This window comes from Bacillus sp. z60-11 (assembly GCF_046464135.1).
GTDB classification, from domain to species: Bacteria; Bacillota; Bacilli; order Bacillales; family Bacillaceae; genus Bacillus; species Bacillus sonorensis_A.
In genome coordinates this window covers 274,230-288,786 of record NZ_JBIYSN010000007.1, presented here as the reverse complement: position 1 = coordinate 288,786, position 14,557 = coordinate 274,230, and the positions used below count along the sequence as shown (strand labels likewise).

19 protein-coding genes are annotated in these 14,557 nt (G+C 46.5%); 8 read left to right on the top strand and 11 right to left on the bottom strand.

Features of this window, described 5'->3' with window-relative positions; all coding sequences use genetic code 11:
* Positions 1-3: 3 nt before the first annotated feature.
* Complete coding sequence (fabL, locus tag ACINLD_RS19375) at positions 4-756, bottom strand: enoyl-[acyl-carrier-protein] reductase FabL (RefSeq protein WP_077735282.1); 753 nt, start codon at positions 754-756, stop codon at positions 4-6.
* Positions 757-838: 82 nt separating this feature from the next.
* Here fabL and ACINLD_RS19370 point away from each other — a divergent pair, with 82 nt between their 5' ends.
* Positions 839-1,063 carry a hypothetical protein gene (locus ACINLD_RS19370; RefSeq protein ID WP_026589515.1) on the top strand — a complete coding sequence of 75 codons (225 nt, stop codon included), beginning with the start codon at positions 839-841 and terminating at the stop codon, positions 1,061-1,063.
* A gap of 25 nt (positions 1,064-1,088) precedes the next feature.
* Here the strand turns inward: ACINLD_RS19370 and mutY are convergent, their stop codons facing one another.
* A complete protein-coding gene (gene mutY / locus ACINLD_RS19365; RefSeq protein ID WP_410207122.1) occupies positions 1,089-2,171 on the bottom strand; it encodes an A/G-specific adenine glycosylase in 1,083 nt (360 codons plus the stop codon).
* A 216-nt stretch (positions 2,172-2,387) separates the two neighbouring features.
* Here mutY and ACINLD_RS19360 point away from each other — a divergent pair, with 216 nt between their 5' ends.
* Positions 2,388-3,371 (top strand): metal-dependent hydrolase, encoded by a 984-nt coding sequence (locus tag ACINLD_RS19360; protein ID WP_026589517.1) that lies wholly within the window; start codon positions 2,388-2,390, stop codon positions 3,369-3,371.
* Here the strand turns inward: ACINLD_RS19360 and ACINLD_RS19355 are convergent.
* The 5 genes from ACINLD_RS19355 to ACINLD_RS19335 form a co-directional block, all read right to left on the bottom strand.
* Positions 3,368-5,953: a YfhO family protein gene (locus tag ACINLD_RS19355; protein ID WP_077735284.1), complete on the bottom strand. Its 2,586-nt coding sequence runs from the start codon at positions 5,951-5,953 to the stop codon at positions 3,368-3,370. The two genes, ACINLD_RS19360 and ACINLD_RS19355, sit on opposite strands and share 4 nt — an antisense overlap.
* Entirely contained in the window at positions 5,950-6,351 is a 402-nt protein-coding gene (locus ACINLD_RS19350) for a GtrA family protein (RefSeq protein WP_077735285.1), read from the bottom strand. The genes ACINLD_RS19355 and ACINLD_RS19350 overlap by 4 nt, the downstream gene beginning before the upstream one ends.
* Positions 6,320-7,279: a glycosyltransferase family 2 protein gene (locus ACINLD_RS19345; protein WP_026589520.1), complete on the bottom strand. Its 960-nt coding sequence runs from the start codon at positions 7,277-7,279 to the stop codon at positions 6,320-6,322. Before ACINLD_RS19345 ends, ACINLD_RS19350 begins: the two co-directional genes overlap by 32 nt.
* A 212-nt stretch (positions 7,280-7,491) precedes the next feature.
* The gene (locus ACINLD_RS19340; protein ID WP_077735448.1) at positions 7,492-8,598 is read right to left on the bottom strand and encodes an FAD-dependent oxidoreductase; all 1,107 of its coding nucleotides are present in this window, start codon (positions 8,596-8,598) and stop codon (positions 7,492-7,494) included.
* A gap of 28 nt (positions 8,599-8,626) precedes the next feature.
* Positions 8,627-8,884: a YfhJ family protein gene (locus tag ACINLD_RS19335; protein ID WP_026589522.1), complete on the bottom strand. Its 258-nt coding sequence runs from the start codon at positions 8,882-8,884 to the stop codon at positions 8,627-8,629.
* Positions 8,885-9,013: 129 nt separating this feature from the next.
* On the opposite strand from ACINLD_RS19335, the gene ACINLD_RS19330 reads away from it, so the two are divergent.
* Entirely contained in the window at positions 9,014-9,163 is a 150-nt protein-coding gene (locus ACINLD_RS19330; RefSeq protein ID WP_003179924.1) for a small, acid-soluble spore protein K, read from the top strand.
* A 26-nt stretch (positions 9,164-9,189) separates the two neighbouring features.
* Positions 9,190-9,360 carry a YpzG family protein gene (locus ACINLD_RS19325; RefSeq protein WP_077735286.1) on the top strand — a complete coding sequence of 57 codons (171 nt, stop codon included), beginning with the start codon at positions 9,190-9,192 and terminating at the stop codon, positions 9,358-9,360.
* A 28-nt stretch (positions 9,361-9,388) separates the two neighbouring features.
* On the opposite strand, the gene ACINLD_RS19320 is transcribed toward ACINLD_RS19325, so the two are convergent.
* The gene (locus ACINLD_RS19320) at positions 9,389-9,703 is read right to left on the bottom strand and encodes a YfhH family protein (RefSeq protein WP_026589523.1); all 315 of its coding nucleotides are present in this window, start codon (positions 9,701-9,703) and stop codon (positions 9,389-9,391) included.
* A 4-nt stretch (positions 9,704-9,707) separates the two neighbouring features.
* The gene (gene recX / locus ACINLD_RS19315; RefSeq protein WP_077735287.1) at positions 9,708-10,499 is read right to left on the bottom strand and encodes a recombination regulator RecX; all 792 of its coding nucleotides are present in this window, start codon (positions 10,497-10,499) and stop codon (positions 9,708-9,710) included.
* A 65-nt stretch (positions 10,500-10,564) separates the two neighbouring features.
* On the opposite strand from recX, the gene ACINLD_RS19310 reads away from it, so the two are divergent.
* The 4 genes from ACINLD_RS19310 to ACINLD_RS19295 all read left to right on the top strand — a co-directional run bounded on the left by ACINLD_RS19310 (position 10,565) and on the right by ACINLD_RS19295 (position 12,684).
* A complete protein-coding gene (locus tag ACINLD_RS19310; RefSeq protein WP_410207121.1) occupies positions 10,565-11,467 on the top strand; it encodes a TIGR01777 family oxidoreductase in 903 nt (300 codons plus the stop codon).
* Positions 11,468-11,701: 234 nt separating this feature from the next.
* Positions 11,702-12,241 (top strand): GNAT family N-acetyltransferase, encoded by a 540-nt coding sequence (locus ACINLD_RS19305; protein ID WP_026589526.1) that lies wholly within the window; start codon positions 11,702-11,704, stop codon positions 12,239-12,241.
* 65 nt (positions 12,242-12,306) lie between these two features.
* Entirely contained in the window at positions 12,307-12,420 is a 114-nt protein-coding gene (locus ACINLD_RS19300) for a YfhE family protein (RefSeq protein WP_077735289.1), read from the top strand.
* Between the two features lie 69 nt (positions 12,421-12,489).
* Positions 12,490-12,684 carry a YfhD family protein gene (locus tag ACINLD_RS19295; protein WP_026589527.1) on the top strand — a complete coding sequence of 65 codons (195 nt, stop codon included), beginning with the start codon at positions 12,490-12,492 and terminating at the stop codon, positions 12,682-12,684.
* 31 nt (positions 12,685-12,715) lie between these two features.
* Here the strand turns inward: ACINLD_RS19295 and ACINLD_RS19290 are convergent, their stop codons facing one another.
* Together ACINLD_RS19290 and ACINLD_RS19285 are read right to left on the bottom strand one after the other, a co-directional pair.
* Complete coding sequence (locus tag ACINLD_RS19290) at positions 12,716-13,300, bottom strand: nitroreductase (protein ID WP_026589528.1); 585 nt, start codon at positions 13,298-13,300, stop codon at positions 12,716-12,718.
* 87 nt (positions 13,301-13,387) lie between these two features.
* Positions 13,388-14,287, bottom strand: a complete 900-nt coding sequence (locus tag ACINLD_RS19285) for a PhzF family phenazine biosynthesis isomerase (protein ID WP_077735290.1) — start codon at positions 14,285-14,287, stop codon at positions 13,388-13,390.
* Positions 14,288-14,557: the final 270 nt, after the last annotated feature.

Genomic DNA, 14,557 nt, shown 5'->3' with positions numbered 1-14,557 from the left:
AATTTAAACGAGCAGGGAGCGGCCGCCGTCAATGATGATCGTCTGGCCGCGGATCATGTCCGCTTTTCCGGAAGTTAAAAATTCTACGGCATCAACCATATCGCTGATCTCAACCATACGGCCGGCAGGTGTGTTTTGCCGAGCATCCTCAAGCAGCTCTTCACGATTTGGAAAATGCTTCAGCGCGTCTGTATCGATCGCTCCGCCTGATACGGCATTGACAATGATGTTTTTCGACGCAAGCTCAACAGCCAGGTATCTCGTCAATGATTCAAGCGCCGCCTTGGAAACGCCGACTGTCGTATAGTTTTCCAAATAGCGGATCGAGCCGAGCGAGCTGATGCTGACAATGTGGCCGCCGCCCGTTTTTTCCATCAGCTTTGCCGCTTCCTGTGCGCAGAAAAGCAGAGCTTTGGCATTGATATTCATCGTCCAGTCCCAATGGCTTTCTTCAAGCTCCATGACAGGGCGCAATACGCCTGATGCGGCGTTATTGACGAACACGTCCAGTCTGCCGAATGTTTCCTCAATTTGCTGAAACATGTCTTTTATTTTCGCCGGCTGTCCGACATTCGCTTTGACGACCAATGTTTTGACACCAAGCTTTTCAATTTCTTCAGCCGTTTCAAGGGCCGCTTTTTTGCTTCTCGCATAGTTGATGACGATATGATAGCCGTTTTCTGCCAGCCTCAGTGCGGCTGCCTTTCCGACACCGCGGCTGCTTCCTGTAATAAGCGCACATTTTTTTTGTTCCATGTTATCCATCTCCTAGTATAGTTATTTGCTTTTGTTAAAAAATAATGGTCATGACATCAATCAAAAAGGAGGCTTGCGCCTTATGTACGTCGGACGGGACATGAGTGAGCTCGATCAGACCCCGAAGGATGAGTGGAAGGAATCGGAGCTTCTCTTTTTCCACAACGCCTTCCAGCAGATGATGCCTTTTTTAAATGAGGAAGGGCATGCCGAATATGTGGAAGTCGTCAAAGAAATAAAAGCAAGAGGCGGTTTGCACCGCCGTGAAGCCGACTATACCCACGGCACCGATATCCAGTACGACTAGAGGGCAGCATGCACAGTCAAGCTGCCTATTTCATATACATATTCCATATTTTCTGATGTGAAACCGGGAAGGCGTATTGTTCAAGCTCTTCTTTCGTAACCTTTTTCAAGTATGAATGATTAGGCTTGTGCAATGTTTTCCCGAAAAAAACGGAAATATTCCAGACAAGGTGGGTAAAAACGTGTTCAACGACCCCTTCGAGCGGACCGATTTCCGCCTCGACTCCTGCTTGTTCCTTTAAAAAAGCGGCGAGCTGCTCACGCTCAGGTTTAAGGCTTTTTATCGTTTCTGTGTTCGGGAATTCCCATAGATTCGCCAGCAGGCCGCGCTCAGGCCTTTTATGGATGTAAAAGCATCCTTCTTCATCCGTCAGGACAACGGCTGCAAGGCTTTTTAGCGCCGGCTTCTTCTTTTTGCTTTTGACAGGGAGTTCTTTTTCACAGCCTTCTGCAAAAGCTGAACAATGCTCGCGGACAGGGCAATGAAGACACATTGGCGATTTCGGCGTGCAGATGACAGCGCCAAGCTCCATCAGCCCCTGATTGAATTCGGACGGTTTGTCTTTGGAAATAAATGCGGCAACGATTTTTTCAAATGTGCTTTTCGTTTTTGGTTTTGCGATATCGTCCCAGATGGATAAAATGCGCGACATCACCCGCATGACATTGCCGTCGACCGCCGGAATCGGCTGGTTGTAGGCGATGCTCAGCACCGCCCCCCTTGTATAGGGGCCTACACCTTTTAAACCGCCAAATTCCTCTTTTGTAGAAGGAACAACGCCCCCGTATTGTTCATGGACTTCTTTGACCGCGCTTTGCAGATTCCGGACCCTTGAATAGTATCCCAATCCTTCCCAGGCTTTCAGGACTTTTTCTTCGTCAGCTTTAGCAAGCGCCGCAACGTTCGGAAATTGTTCAATGAAGTTGTTGAAATACGGGATGACCGTATCCACCCTTGTCTGCTGAAGCATCACTTCAGAAACCCAGACTTTATAAGGATCGCTGTCTGAACGCCAGGGCAGATCGCGCTTTTCTCTTTCATACCAGGAAATTAAATCTTCTTGAAATTGTTTAATGTTCTTTTGCTCTAACTTTTTTTCCAGATCCATGATGAAACTTCTCCTTGCCGGTCCTCGTCACATTAGCATACTTCACTTTTGTTGCATCGGCTTTTTGTTGTAAACTATATGCATATACGATAACATGTTACATTAAAAGTGAAGAAAGCAAAAGCGTTAAATATTTCAGGCAAGATCCATATTTATGCTCTCTTGGTTTTCGTTTTTGGAATTTGTTGATTCTAGCACCATTAGGGGAGGTCACCAATGGATACTGGCACACACGTTGTCATGGGGGTTGCCCTCGGCGGCATTGCGACATTGGATCCCGCCGTCGGTATGGATCCTTCCATGACCGAGGCCGTGATGATTGCGACAATCGTCGGATCACAGGCTCCGGATATTGATACGATTTTAAAATTAAAAAATAACGCTGTTTATATAAGACATCACAGGGGATTTACGCATTCCATCCCCGCTGTCCTCGCTTGGTCATTGATGATACCGGGCGTCCTGCTTTTGCTTTATCCAGAAGCCAATCTGCTGCATCTGTGGCTGTGGACGCTGGCCGCGGTTGCGCTCCATGTGTTCGTCGATATTTTTAACGCCTATGGCACACAGGCTGTCAGACCTTTTTCAAAAAAATGGGTGGCGCTCGGATTGATTAATACATTCGATCCGTTTATTTTCGTCAGCCACCTAGTGGCGATAGCCTTTTGGCTCGCGGGCGCCCATCAAGGTTATACGTTTTTAGCCCTTTACATCATCCTGGCGGGGTACTACCTGCTGAGATACATGATGCAAAGGCGAATCAAACAATCACTCCATGAAAAAATCGATGATATTGAAGAAATTATCATTTCGCCGACGATGAAGTTCAGACAGTGGCGGGTCGCCGTCAAGGCAAAGTCCGCCTTCCATGTCGGAAGAAGCATTGACGGAAACGTCGTCATCATTGACACATTCAACAGGGTGCCGGTGCCTGAATCGGCTGTCATGAAAGCGGCGAAGCAGGATAAAAACATTTCCGCTTTCCTGTCTTTTTCACCTGTTTACAAATGGGAAATTGACACGTATAAAGACCACTACGAAGTCCGTTTTATCGATTTGCGCTACCGAAGCAAAGGACACTATCCATTTGTCGCCATCGCCCATATCGACAGGGACTCTTTGGAATTAATCACATCCTATACCGGATGGATCTTCAGCGAAGAAAAGCTTCAGAAAAAATTAAAGCTTGGCTCTGTTTAAGAGCCAAGCTTTTTCCGTCTTCTCCTGCTGTACCATATTCCAGCGGCGAGGGCGATGATGGTCACCGCCAATGATTCTTTAAAGTACGGCGGATAATAAACGAGCTGAATATCGTTGTCCCCTTTGTCGATGGAAAAGCCGATAAAGGAATAATTCGCTTTTTGAACGGGTTGTTTTTTCCCGTTCACCGTAAGCTCCCAGCCTTTTTCAAACGGGATCGGCAGCATCATATAGCGGTCGCCGTTTTGGTTGTTGTAGCTGATGGTCAGCTTATTTTGCTGCCAGGTCATTTCAGCGTCCGGCGCTTTTTTCGCCGCCTCTTTTTTTAATGTTTGGTAATCTTCCTCATACAATGTCAAATGCTCCAGTTGATAGGTTCCTTTCGGGAGCCTGATCGCAATCTTTTTCGCCTTCTTCACCCTGATCGTCAAGTCGTAGACGCCTGTTTTATAAATCGACTGATTGGATTTCCTTGATGTGACATAATCATTGACCTGCAAATTGAAAAACTGGTCCTTTGCTAAGCTTTTCAAATAAAATCCGACATAATAGTCGCCTTCATCCGCAAGACTGCTTTGAGGCGGGATCAGATCGATTCCGCCCTTTTTTTCTGTTACTTTGAGCACACCGTTTTCATAAGAGGCGCCTTTCGTTTTCAGCTTCGCCTCCTTGATGATATTCCTCTCTTGTGGCGGCTCTGTGTTTCCTTTTCCGTTATCCAGCACGATCCCTTCAAGCATCGCATGCTCTCTCGCCAATACGGAGGAATCGGCTAAATCCTTTTCGGAAAAAACGGTGTCGGCCGTACGGATAAACGGCAGTGTGTACTTGTTTTTGTATACGTCATAATGCTCGGACTCGTCCATTTTTTCAAATCCGTAAGGGACGTCAGGGGCATTTTCTTTTTCCGTCATATAATATTTGCCGTACAACAAGCTGTACAGGTTGGCGCGGTCCCCCATCGTCGCATAGCGGCTGACGCTTTCCCGCCCCATATCGATTTGAAGGTCTTTCCAATAAAACAGGAGAAGATCCTTGTTCAGGATGCTGGAATAGGCGCTGAAACCGTTAAAGCGCTGGAGCATCGGCGTATTGTTGCGAACGCCGTTCATCCAGTCGATCCTTGTGTACGGATCGCCGCCATCATCTTTTTTGATGTTTTCCAAAAGTTCCCGCTGCTCTTTGCCGTTATACTCGTTGCTAGTCAAATAGCTTTTCGTCACGGATTGAATGTCGCTTCCTTCTGACAGGACATATTTCTCATACGTATTGGCGATCACCACACTAGATGCCAAAATACAGCCGTGGAAAAGCAGATGCCACCTTTTGTATTTGAGGCCGGCCGCCGCAAAGACGGCGATCGTCAGCATCAAAAGAGCAAGAATGCTCCAATTTTTCAGCAAAGACAAATCCAGATCTTTCTTCCACACCGTTGCGATATAAATGCAGAGGACGATCACGCTTGAACAGAAGATCTCTTTCAGCCTGATGCGTTTCAGCTCGGTGATTCCTACCGCAACGGCGCCGCCGATCGTAAAAGCAAGCAAGTATTCAAAACGGTTCTGCGGTGCGGAAAATCCGTTGAACGCACTTGCCGCAAGCGGACTGTAATGGAGAATGATCAGCACCATGCTGATCGCGGCAAACACCCTGAACGTCTTGTTTCGATAAAAGGAAAGCACGAATAAAAACAGCAAAAAGACTGCGGGCAGAAGTATGATGCGGCTGGAAAATAGAATGTTGTCCGTGAGATCGTACAAAGGAACCGCCTGATCATACGGAGGCCGCAGATTGTTCAAAAAGCCGTAAACAGCAGGCACAAAAGAAACGGCGCTGATCCCAAAGGAAATCAGGCAGGATACGGCAAACATCCTGAACTGCTTCCACCTTGCCTCTTCATGTTCATCAAGCTGAACCAACCAGCGAAAGATCACATAAATGGCGATGAAAATCAAATTGATATACGCAAAATAGAAATTGTTAAACAGCGTCACAGAACAGGCGGTGATAAACAGTCCCGGCCGCCTGTCCCTGATGATTTTCTCCGCCCCCGCCACAAGCAAAGGAAGCCACAGCATGGCATCGCTGAAAAATTCCCAAAACACCGTATGACGGAAATAGATGACAGATGTTCCGTATAAAACGGCCCCTGTAAAAGCGGCCAGTTTTTGCTTCACCAACATATGAAACGCGTATGAGGCGATAAAAATAACAAAGGTCAGTTTGATCACACTGATAAACACGGCGGCCTGCGCCCAGAACAAAGCATCCGCATTGTTCGTCATATGTAAAAGCTCCATGACAAAAACGGCGGCAAAAGAAGCGATGAATACAAAAGAAGTCGTAAAATAATAGCCAAGCTGACTGTAGATGCCGCCGCCAAGACCGAAGGAGTAGGCATAAAAAAAGTTGCCGTTTTTATATTGATCATAAAGAAATGATTTAAAAATAACCATTTGTGCGAGCCCGTCGCCGTTTCCGGTCATATAGCGGCCATGCGCCCATTCGATCAAGAAAAAGAAATGGGCGATTACAGAAATAACAAAACTTGAAATGAAAAATAGACATATTGTTTTCTTCATACTCTTCCCCTGTCTCTTTTCAAAATCTTCCCTGTCACTAAAAACGTCAGAGGAACCGTTAAAAACATGGAAGCCAGCGGAGCAGCCGAACTGTTCATCTTCAAAAAGTTTACAAAAATATACACAAACAAAGAAGACGCGGCCAAATTAAACAGCTGTGTCAACGGAAATTGCAAAAATTTAGAAAGTGTCGGCTTGATTTTAAAGGTAAAATAGCAATTCAAGAAAAAGGAAATGACAAGGCTGACGGCAAATGCGGCAATATGTGATGCCATATAATTCATCGCCAGCAAAAGATGCAGAAGCAAATAAACCGCGTAGTAATTCAAGGTATTCACAACGCCTACAGCGGCAAAGCGGATAAATTCAAGATTCATTTTTTTCATGAGTTTCTCCATTGCTGATGTTTGCCTCCTGTATCAAATAATGAGGCCGCTTTTTCGTCTCATAATAGATTCGTCCGATGTATTCACCGATGATTCCGAGACTGAGAAGCTGAACGCCGCCAAGAAAGAGAACCGCAGAAATAATGGTAAAATACCCTGGAACAATGACACCGTGTTTCAAAATTTGAATGAATGTCGCCACAATGTAGATCAGCGAAAGAAAAAGGATAAAAATTCCGGCGTAAAAACATATTCTCAAAGGTCTGTTGTTGAAGGAAACGACCCCGTCGATTCCATAGTTAAGCAAGTGGCGAAACGACCACTTGGACTTTCCGTTTTTCCTTTCGACATTCTCATAATAGATGATTTTCTGATCAAAGCCGATCCAGCAGAACAGCCCTTTAGAAAAGCGGTTTCCTTCGCTCAGCTTCAACAGCGCGTCAACCGCTTTTCTGCTTAACAGGCGAAAATCGCCGACACCGTCCCTTAAATCAACTTCAACCGCATTGTTGATAAAACGGTAATACAGTGACGACAAATAGGATCGTATCGGGTTGTCCCCTTTTCTGTTGCGTTGTGCGACCACTTGGTCATAGCCTTCCTCATATCCTTTGATGAAATCATGCAATAAGTATGTCGGATGCTGCAAATCGGCATCCATGACGACGACGGCATCGCCGCGGGCATGCTGAAACCCTGCAAGAATGGCAGCCTCCTTACCGAAATTTCTTGAGAATGAAATGTATTTGACACGTTCACTTTTTTGCGCCAGATCTTTAATTTCTTCAAGGGTTTCATCTGTGCTTCCGTCGTTTATGTAATAAATTTCATAATCATAATCAATGGTTTGAAATTCGTTCCTTAAATGTGAATAAATCAATTTAATGTTGCTTGCTTCATTATAAGAAGGAATAATAATTGAAACGAATCCTTTCTTCACTTAAAGGCACCTCTTTTGGACATAATAAAATTGCATCCGGCATACTAAAACGGCAGGATACTCAGACATTTTTCAGGAGCACCCCATCAAAAGGGATTCGTGGGCATGCTGCACTATTTTTTACAAGATTATTTTGTCATTATATCAGACATCTATGAACAAGTGGTAAAAAAATGATATTACAGAAAAAGAACAAGGGTTTGTTTCCCATTTTATAAGATTTGCCTTAATGGGCTGTATTTTTCCACAGCAAATTGCGGGTCTTCACCGCATGCTAAGGCAACGGCCAATAACCCCGCATAAGGGCCAAATGTCAAACCTGACGGCCCAAAGCCAGTCGCTGCCACCAGACCTGTGTCCTGAATGTTCCCGAGCAAGGGAAGCAAATCCTTGGTCAGGGGCCGAAAACCGACCCTGACTTCGCTGACTTCCGCGCTGTGCAGCCCAGGCGCAACAGATAAGGCTTCCTGAAGCACCTCCTGCAATCCTCCTGCCGTCATCCTGTAATCAAATCCCGAACCGGTTTCTCTTGTGGCTCCGGCGACAACGCGGGATCCGGCGAATGACACGATGTAATGGTCTGTATCCGGCAAAATAACCGGCCACTTGTCAGTGTCTTGATCAGGTATCTTTAAATGAACAATCTGTCCGCGCTGCGGCTCCAGATGAAGGTGTATCCCCAAAGGTTCCAGCAATCGATTCGTCCAGGCGCCGGCAGCCAGCACGACCGTATCGGCGGAAATCAACCGTCCGCCAGCCCTGACCCCTTTTATGCGCCCCTGTTCAAATGACAGCGCCGCTTTTTCGCTTAACATGACGGCTCCATGCTTCCTTGCCGCCTGCAGAAGGGCATTTCGCAGCAGATGCCCGTCAACGCGCGCGGCACCTGTTATAAGAATCGCTTCCATCCCGTCGGCAAGCGGAGGAAAAAGCTGTTTCGCTTCATCATTCGATAAGCGGGTGATTTCGCCGATTGCGGCCTTATCATCTGTTTGTTCTCTCAATTTTCTTTCAATTTGATCGAGTGCTTCGGCATCTCGAGTGACCCGCAGGGCGCCCGTTTTTTCATATCCCAAGTCACCCGCTCCGTCTTCTTTAAGTTGTGCAACAAGTGAGGGATAATATTCGGCCCCGGCTTTCGCCAAACGTTCCCAATCTTCACTTCTGGATGAAAACCACGGACAGATAATGCCCGCTCCCGCCTTCGTCGATTGGCCTTTATGCCCTTCATCCAGAACCGTCACGTCCGCTCCTTTTTTCACAAGATGATATGCTGCGCTTGCACCGGCAATCCCCGAACCAATGACGATCGCTTTCATCTCATCATTCCTTTCTAAAAGAAACGTTTTAATGGAGAAGTCCATGGTCTCCTGAGAACAAATTTTCAACTTCTGTTTCAAATAAGTGCAGATGGCTGCCGTAGTGATCAATCCAGTCCAAAACAACGCGCTCTGTCAATTCATTTCCTCCGGGCCGGCCGCTTTTGGCAAATGCCGCCTCGAAGTCATCCAACAGACATTCAATCCATGTTCTGGCTTGCGCATAGCTCAGCATATGATTCTTTTCCAGAAGCGCATTTGTCAGCCTTTCAACTTGTGCTTCCACCTTGAACTTTCCCCCCTTTCCTTAGGAAAAAACTTTCTTTTTGAAAACACCGTCCATTTCATATACTAACCTTACGTCTTCTGAAGAGAAGACGCAAACATTTTGGATTTATGGGAGGAGCCTATAAAGATGCGGAATAAATCGAGAGGCTTTCCGAATATGAACAACAACAAGTTTGAAGGCGAGCCCCGGGCCAAAGACGATTTTGCTTCAAAGCGCCCTGACGGAAGCACGAATACTCATCCGCAGGAACGAATGAGAGCTTCCGGCAAACGCTAAAATTTTCTCGGATGGAGTGATGTTCTTTGTGTGCCAACCGCAAACCGTATACAAACGATTTTGATCAGATGAAAAAGCAAAACTATCCGCAGCCATGGGCTAATACGAAACATGCGCGGTCACAGGTAAACGGTGAGACACAGCAGACACAGGACCTCATCATACTCGAGCGCAATACGAATATTCGCACAAGATAACAAAACGGGAAAAGGGTTAAGCCGTGTCTTAATCCTTTTCTTTTAACAAAGAAATCGGCAGAGCCTCTTCATGATCTGGTGTGCCCAGCCGGTGCCCCCAGGCGAAAACACCGTTTAAATAGCGGATGAAGAAGTCTTCGCCCGCATCTATAATGTCGTAAACGCGGCCCGGTTTAAAATCGGCCGGATCGAGAAGATAGGCTTTCGCCATCGCAATTTTACGCTCGTGAACGGCAAGCTCGTTTACAATGCCCATTTGCTCAGCCTTTCTCGCCTTTTCCGTTAAAATCCCGATCTCTCTCCGCAATTCCTGCTCCGTCATTTCGCTGTATCTTTTCTCCATGTTCTCATCCCTTTTCATCTAGAAATTGATCAATCATGTCTATGGAAAAGCCTTTTCTAAACAAATACTGCTTGACCTTCATTTTCGTTTCATATGAACCGTCATAACCGCAGCGTTTCATGGCTTTTTCCCCTTGTTTGTCAAGCGCTTCTCTTTCCGCGTCGTCATTGTTTTCATAATCCGTCTCCAGCAGAGCGGCCGAGATGACGTCGAAGGAGAACCCCTTTCGCATAAGCTGTTGTTCGATGGCCTGTTTCGTTTCTTTAGAGGAAAGTTTTTTTCCTTTTTTCAGCATCTTTTCAGCGTGCTTAACCGCGGTTGCAACCTGTTCGGAAAACGTAAACGAGCTTAACGCTTCCTGGATGTGTTCTTCATCAACCCCTTTTAATTTCAGCTCTCTGTATAGAACATCCGGCCCTTTGCCGCTCGTTTTCCGGTGAGTGCTCACGAAAGCTTGGGCAAATTCCCGGTCGTCCAAATATTTGTAGTCATTCAGCATATGAATGATTTCTGTGATCGCAGAATCCGCGACTCCCTTTTTCTTCAAGTGGTCTTTGACTTCTTTTGTCGAGCGCATTCTGTAGGACAAAAAATCAAGCGCTTTATGAAAGCCTTTTTTAATGTCGTCGCCATACTGGATTTCGATGATGTCCAGCTCATCAAGCTCTTTTCCTTTTCGCAGATCAAACTTGACGAGAACATCAAGGTCAACGCTGAAGGCGTATTTTTCATCAAGAAAAATATTGACCCGCTCTTCATTGTTTTTCTGGGCAGAAATTTTTGTTATATACGGCATAAAAGCTCCCTTCTTTCGTTTTCTTCTTTTAGAATAAGGTAAAGGATCTCCAAAAGGGAGTGATCATGGTGAACATTGTGATTGCCGGCGGGACTGGCTTGATCGGAAAGCATCTGACAAAGGCTTTGACCGCCGCGGGACATCACGTTTATATTCTATCAAGAAATCCGGAGGAAACCGAACAAAAAAACCTCTCTTATGCAGTTTGGCAAACTCGCGGCGCCAGACCCGAAACAGAACTGCCCGGCATCGATGTCTGGATCAATCTGGCCGGAAAATCGCTTTTTGGCCGCTGGACTGAAACCATAAAAGCGGAGATTGCCAACAGCCGCATCCGTTCTGTACAGGAATCGGCCCGGATCATTCAAAAGTTGAGTGTGAAGCCAAAAGTCTTTATCCAGGCAAGCGCCGTCGGCATCTATGGGACGAGCCTTTTTGACACATTTACAGAAAAAGCGCCCGCTTCAGATCAGGACTTTCTCAGCCGGACGACAGCCGCCTGGGAAAGCGAGGCAAAACAAATCGAAGCGCTTGGCATTCGCACCGTCTATGTACGTTTTGGCATGGTGCTCGCCAAAAGCGGCGGAGCACTCTCTAAAATGACGCTTCCCTATTCGCTTTTTGCAGGCGGGCGCATCGGTTCAGGCCGCCAGTGGATCCCCTGGATCCATATTGATGACGCCGTCGGGATCATTAAAACGGCGATCAACGATTCGGAGCTGTCGGGTCCGCTTAATGCCACGGCGCCGAACCCCGTCCGGATGGAGAGGTTCGGCAAAACAATCGGCAAAGTCAAAAAGCGGCCCCATTGGCTCGCGGTACCCGCATTCGCCATCAAAGCCGTTCTTGGTGAAATGAGTCTGCTTGAGTTAAAAGGACAGCGCGTCGTACCGGAAAAGTGCCTTTTAAATGAATACCGTTTCCTGTACCCCGATTTGGAAGACGCGTTGCGTGATCTTCTTCTATAGGGCTCAGGTTTTTCAGCAAAAGCCTTGTGGCTTTTTGTTTCCCCTCTGCGTAAAATGTAGAAATCGCCAGCATTGCTGTGAATAGGGAAGGCAAATGGTGCGCCGCCAGTTTTCTGGTTTAGTGGGTTCGATTCCCACCCCGAATTTTTTAATGTAAGCAAGAAACAGCGGATGTGATCCGCAATTAAAAAATTTCGAGGGTGGGTACCGCCCTCACGTTAAGGAGGGGCTGCCATGCTGAAAAAACGGGACTTGTCCGACTGTGCTGCGCTTTTTGAATTGATGATCCACCAGGAGGTCTTCCCTTTTGTAAAACATAAAGCAAAAACCGTTGAAGAATATATGTTTCACGTCAAAAATGTGATCGAAGAAGAGGAAACGGGAAAGCTGATCTCCAGAACGATTGTCGATGAGTGGGATAATCCGATCGGCTGTATCAGCTTGTATGAAATCGAGGAAAATGAAGGGTTTCTGGCTACTTGGCTCGGCAGGCCCTTTCATGGAAAAGGCTATAATCAGCAGGCGAAAAACTTATTCCTCTGCGAGCTTTTTTATGAAAAACACATTGAAACGGTATTGATGAAAATCAGAAAAACAAACACGCGCTCCCTCAAAGCGGCACAAAAGCTTCCATACGCGATTCAAGCGGATGCCGGAAGGCTGAACAGCGCACATCAAGACACATTTCATCTGTTTAAAATCCCCAAAGATTTGTACACGTTATACAGTATGCGAACCTTTGAAGACGAAAGCCGCAGCCTAAAAGAAGCTTAAACTGTATAAATGCCGCGGAAACGGACAGCCTGTGAATAGTCTATATGTGTTAGGAGGCAATAAACATGGCTGACAAGAAAAAACGGGAGCGCTTCAAAACCTCACTGAACAAAACGCAGGAAGTCAGATATTCGCGGGAATTCAAAAGAGCCGAACGCGCCGCCAGGGAAAAATCATAATGCATAGCGGCGGTCTGATCAGCGAACAATAATATCGACCGGCTGATTTTTGATTGAGGAGTGATCACTTTGGGCAGAAATGCAATCCACAAAAACCGGGATAAAAATAAACAAAAGCTTCCTCAAGTTCCTGATCAGTATAAAAAAGAAACAGACGGTGTTTATGAGGAATATTCAGCTGAGCTCGCTGATCAGGATGACCGCGAAGCGCGGGCCCGTATGGAGGCCGCTGACAAACGCGCAAAACAGAGGCAGTCAAAATAAAAATAAGGCCTGGGAACACCGGGCCTTATCTTTATGCTAATTCGGTCAGAAGCTGCTTTGCGGGTGTCCTTGTTTGCAATTTAGGAATTTCCGCCGGATAGCCGATCTGCAAAATCGCGGCAAACCGTTCATTGCTGTCAAGACCCATTAATTGCTGAAGCGTTCGATTATAAAGCACCTGTCCGCTTTTCCACACCATCCCGATCCCTTTTTCCCAGGCGAGAAGCTGGAGGTTTTGAATCAAACAGCTGACAGCTGCAAAATCATCATTTCTGACCCGTTCATTTTCATCTTCCTTCAAAATGACAAAGAGAAAAGCCGGAACACTCATAATATGGTCCCTGAATTTTTTGATTTGTTCTTCAGACCTATCGGGCTTAATCTCTTGGAATGCCTTATCTAAATTGTGGGCATGCTTCTGTTTTCCGCTTTCGGTCCCGACATAAATAAACCGCCACGGCTCTGTCAGCTTATGGTTTGGCGCATAAACCGCGTCTTCCAGCAGCTCGAGAACCAGTTCCTTCGACACCGGGTCTTCTTTGAATTTCCGAATCGTTCTTCTATTTCTGACGCAATCGCGAACACTATTTTTTTCCGTCTGCAGAGTGTCGTTCATTTTGCCGCCCCCTTAAGTGAAAATGATTATCATTGTTGATTATAAAGTTTTATATTCCTGTTTGCAACTCATTGAAAATGGCGGCGATCATACTTCAAACATTTTCTTTTCCGCAAAAACGGCTGTTCCGCTCATTTGCACCTTCATATGTCCGTTCTTTTCAAAAACCGCAATTTTAACCTTTCCGTCTTTGCCGATTTCCCGGCCTTGTTCGATTAAAAATTCCGTTTGCCCGTCCCGGCAGTATGCGCCTCCGTATGTCCTCATGTAAGCGCCCATCACTCCGGAAGCGGTTCCTGTAACAGGGTCTTCCGTGGTGCCGGAGTAAGGCGATGAAAAATGCCGGCCGTGAAGGTGACAGTCCTCGTGCATCGTTTCCAAGCAGAACGGATGGACTGACGCGCGCGGCATATCCGTTAAGATGGCGGGAAATTCAGCTTGATCCGGTTTCATCTTCCGGCAGGCCGCTAAATCTTTAACAGGCACTAGCAATGTCCAAATTCCCGTGCTTCCATATACGATGGGCAATGCTTCATGAAAGTCTGCTTCTGTGATTCCGAGGGCTTCCGCCAATTTGGCCCGGTTTCCCGTAAATGGCCGAAATTCCGGCTCAGCCTGCTCTAATGTGACAAAAAAGCGCTTCTCTCCGTCATCATCTCCCGTTTTGATGAAAAGATTGCCCGCTTTTGTTTCTATTCTCAGCTCCATTCCGGGTTTGACCCCGCCTTTTTCATAGAGCGCATAAAGCGATGCTACAGTCGCATGACCGCACAGATTCATTTCATGTCCGGGCGTAAAATAGCGGATCCGGATGTCGGCCGTCTCGCTCGGCAGTAAAAAAGACGTTTCGCTATATCCGGTTCTTTCGGCGATCTCCTGCATCTCACTTTCTGTCAGATGCTCCGCGTCAAGAACCACCCCGGCCGGATTTCCTTTATTCACCAGCTTCGAGAATGCATCATATCTAAGTACCTCGACAAGTTTCATTTTCATCCCCCATTTGTCCTGTCCTCGCCTTTCCAATCATTTGCAGTATACCTGCTTTGGCAGATTCCAACAACTTTTATGTACAAAAAAGAGCCGTTGCAAACGGCTCTCAGATTGTTGACAAAATCCCAAAACGGCTTTTAGTTTTGGGATTTTGTCATCCTTCTTTCAGCGTGACCCTCAACCCTTGCAGTCTAGGAAGGCCGAGCATCGGCACAGCACAGGATGTGATGACGGCGGCGTTCAGGCAGGACGCCTGCGCAATTAGCC

Excerpts from the sequence above, each read along its gene's own strand:
- mutY (WP_410207122.1), bottom strand. The coding sequence starts at position 2,171 with ATGGATCTGGAAAAAAAGTTAGAGCAAAAGAACATTAAACAATTTCAA.
- recX (WP_077735287.1), bottom strand. The coding sequence starts at position 10,499 with ATGCCGTATATAACAAAAATTTCTGCCCAGAAAAACAATGAAGAGCGG.
- ACINLD_RS19370 (WP_026589515.1), top strand. The coding sequence starts at position 839 with ATGTACGTCGGACGGGACATGAGTGAGCTCGATCAGACCCCGAAGGAT.
- ACINLD_RS19285 (WP_077735290.1), bottom strand. The coding sequence starts at position 14,287 with ATGAAACTTGTCGAGGTACTTAGATATGATGCATTCTCGAAGCTGGTG.
- ACINLD_RS19310 (WP_410207121.1), top strand. The coding sequence starts at position 10,565 with ATGGTGAACATTGTGATTGCCGGCGGGACTGGCTTGATCGGAAAGCAT.
- ACINLD_RS19290 (WP_026589528.1), bottom strand. The coding sequence starts at position 13,300 with ATGAACGACACTCTGCAGACGGAAAAAAATAGTGTTCGCGATTGCGTC.
- ACINLD_RS19360 (WP_026589517.1), top strand. The coding sequence starts at position 2,388 with ATGGATACTGGCACACACGTTGTCATGGGGGTTGCCCTCGGCGGCATT.
- fabL (WP_077735282.1), bottom strand. The coding sequence starts at position 756 with ATGGAACAAAAAAAATGTGCGCTTATTACAGGAAGCAGCCGCGGTGTC.
- ACINLD_RS19350 (WP_077735285.1), bottom strand. The coding sequence starts at position 6,351 with ATGGAGAAACTCATGAAAAAAATGAATCTTGAATTTATCCGCTTTGCC.
- ACINLD_RS19320 (WP_026589523.1), bottom strand. The coding sequence starts at position 9,703 with ATGGAGAAAAGATACAGCGAAATGACGGAGCAGGAATTGCGGAGAGAG.
- ACINLD_RS19330 (WP_003179924.1), top strand. The coding sequence starts at position 9,014 with ATGCGGAATAAATCGAGAGGCTTTCCGAATATGAACAACAACAAGTTT.
- ACINLD_RS19300 (WP_077735289.1), top strand. The coding sequence starts at position 12,307 with ATGGCTGACAAGAAAAAACGGGAGCGCTTCAAAACCTCACTGAACAAA.
- ACINLD_RS19355 (WP_077735284.1), bottom strand. The coding sequence starts at position 5,953 with ATGAAGAAAACAATATGTCTATTTTTCATTTCAAGTTTTGTTATTTCT.
- ACINLD_RS19340 (WP_077735448.1), bottom strand. The coding sequence starts at position 8,598 with ATGAAAGCGATCGTCATTGGTTCGGGGATTGCCGGTGCAAGCGCAGCA.
- ACINLD_RS19305 (WP_026589526.1), top strand. The coding sequence starts at position 11,702 with ATGCTGAAAAAACGGGACTTGTCCGACTGTGCTGCGCTTTTTGAATTG.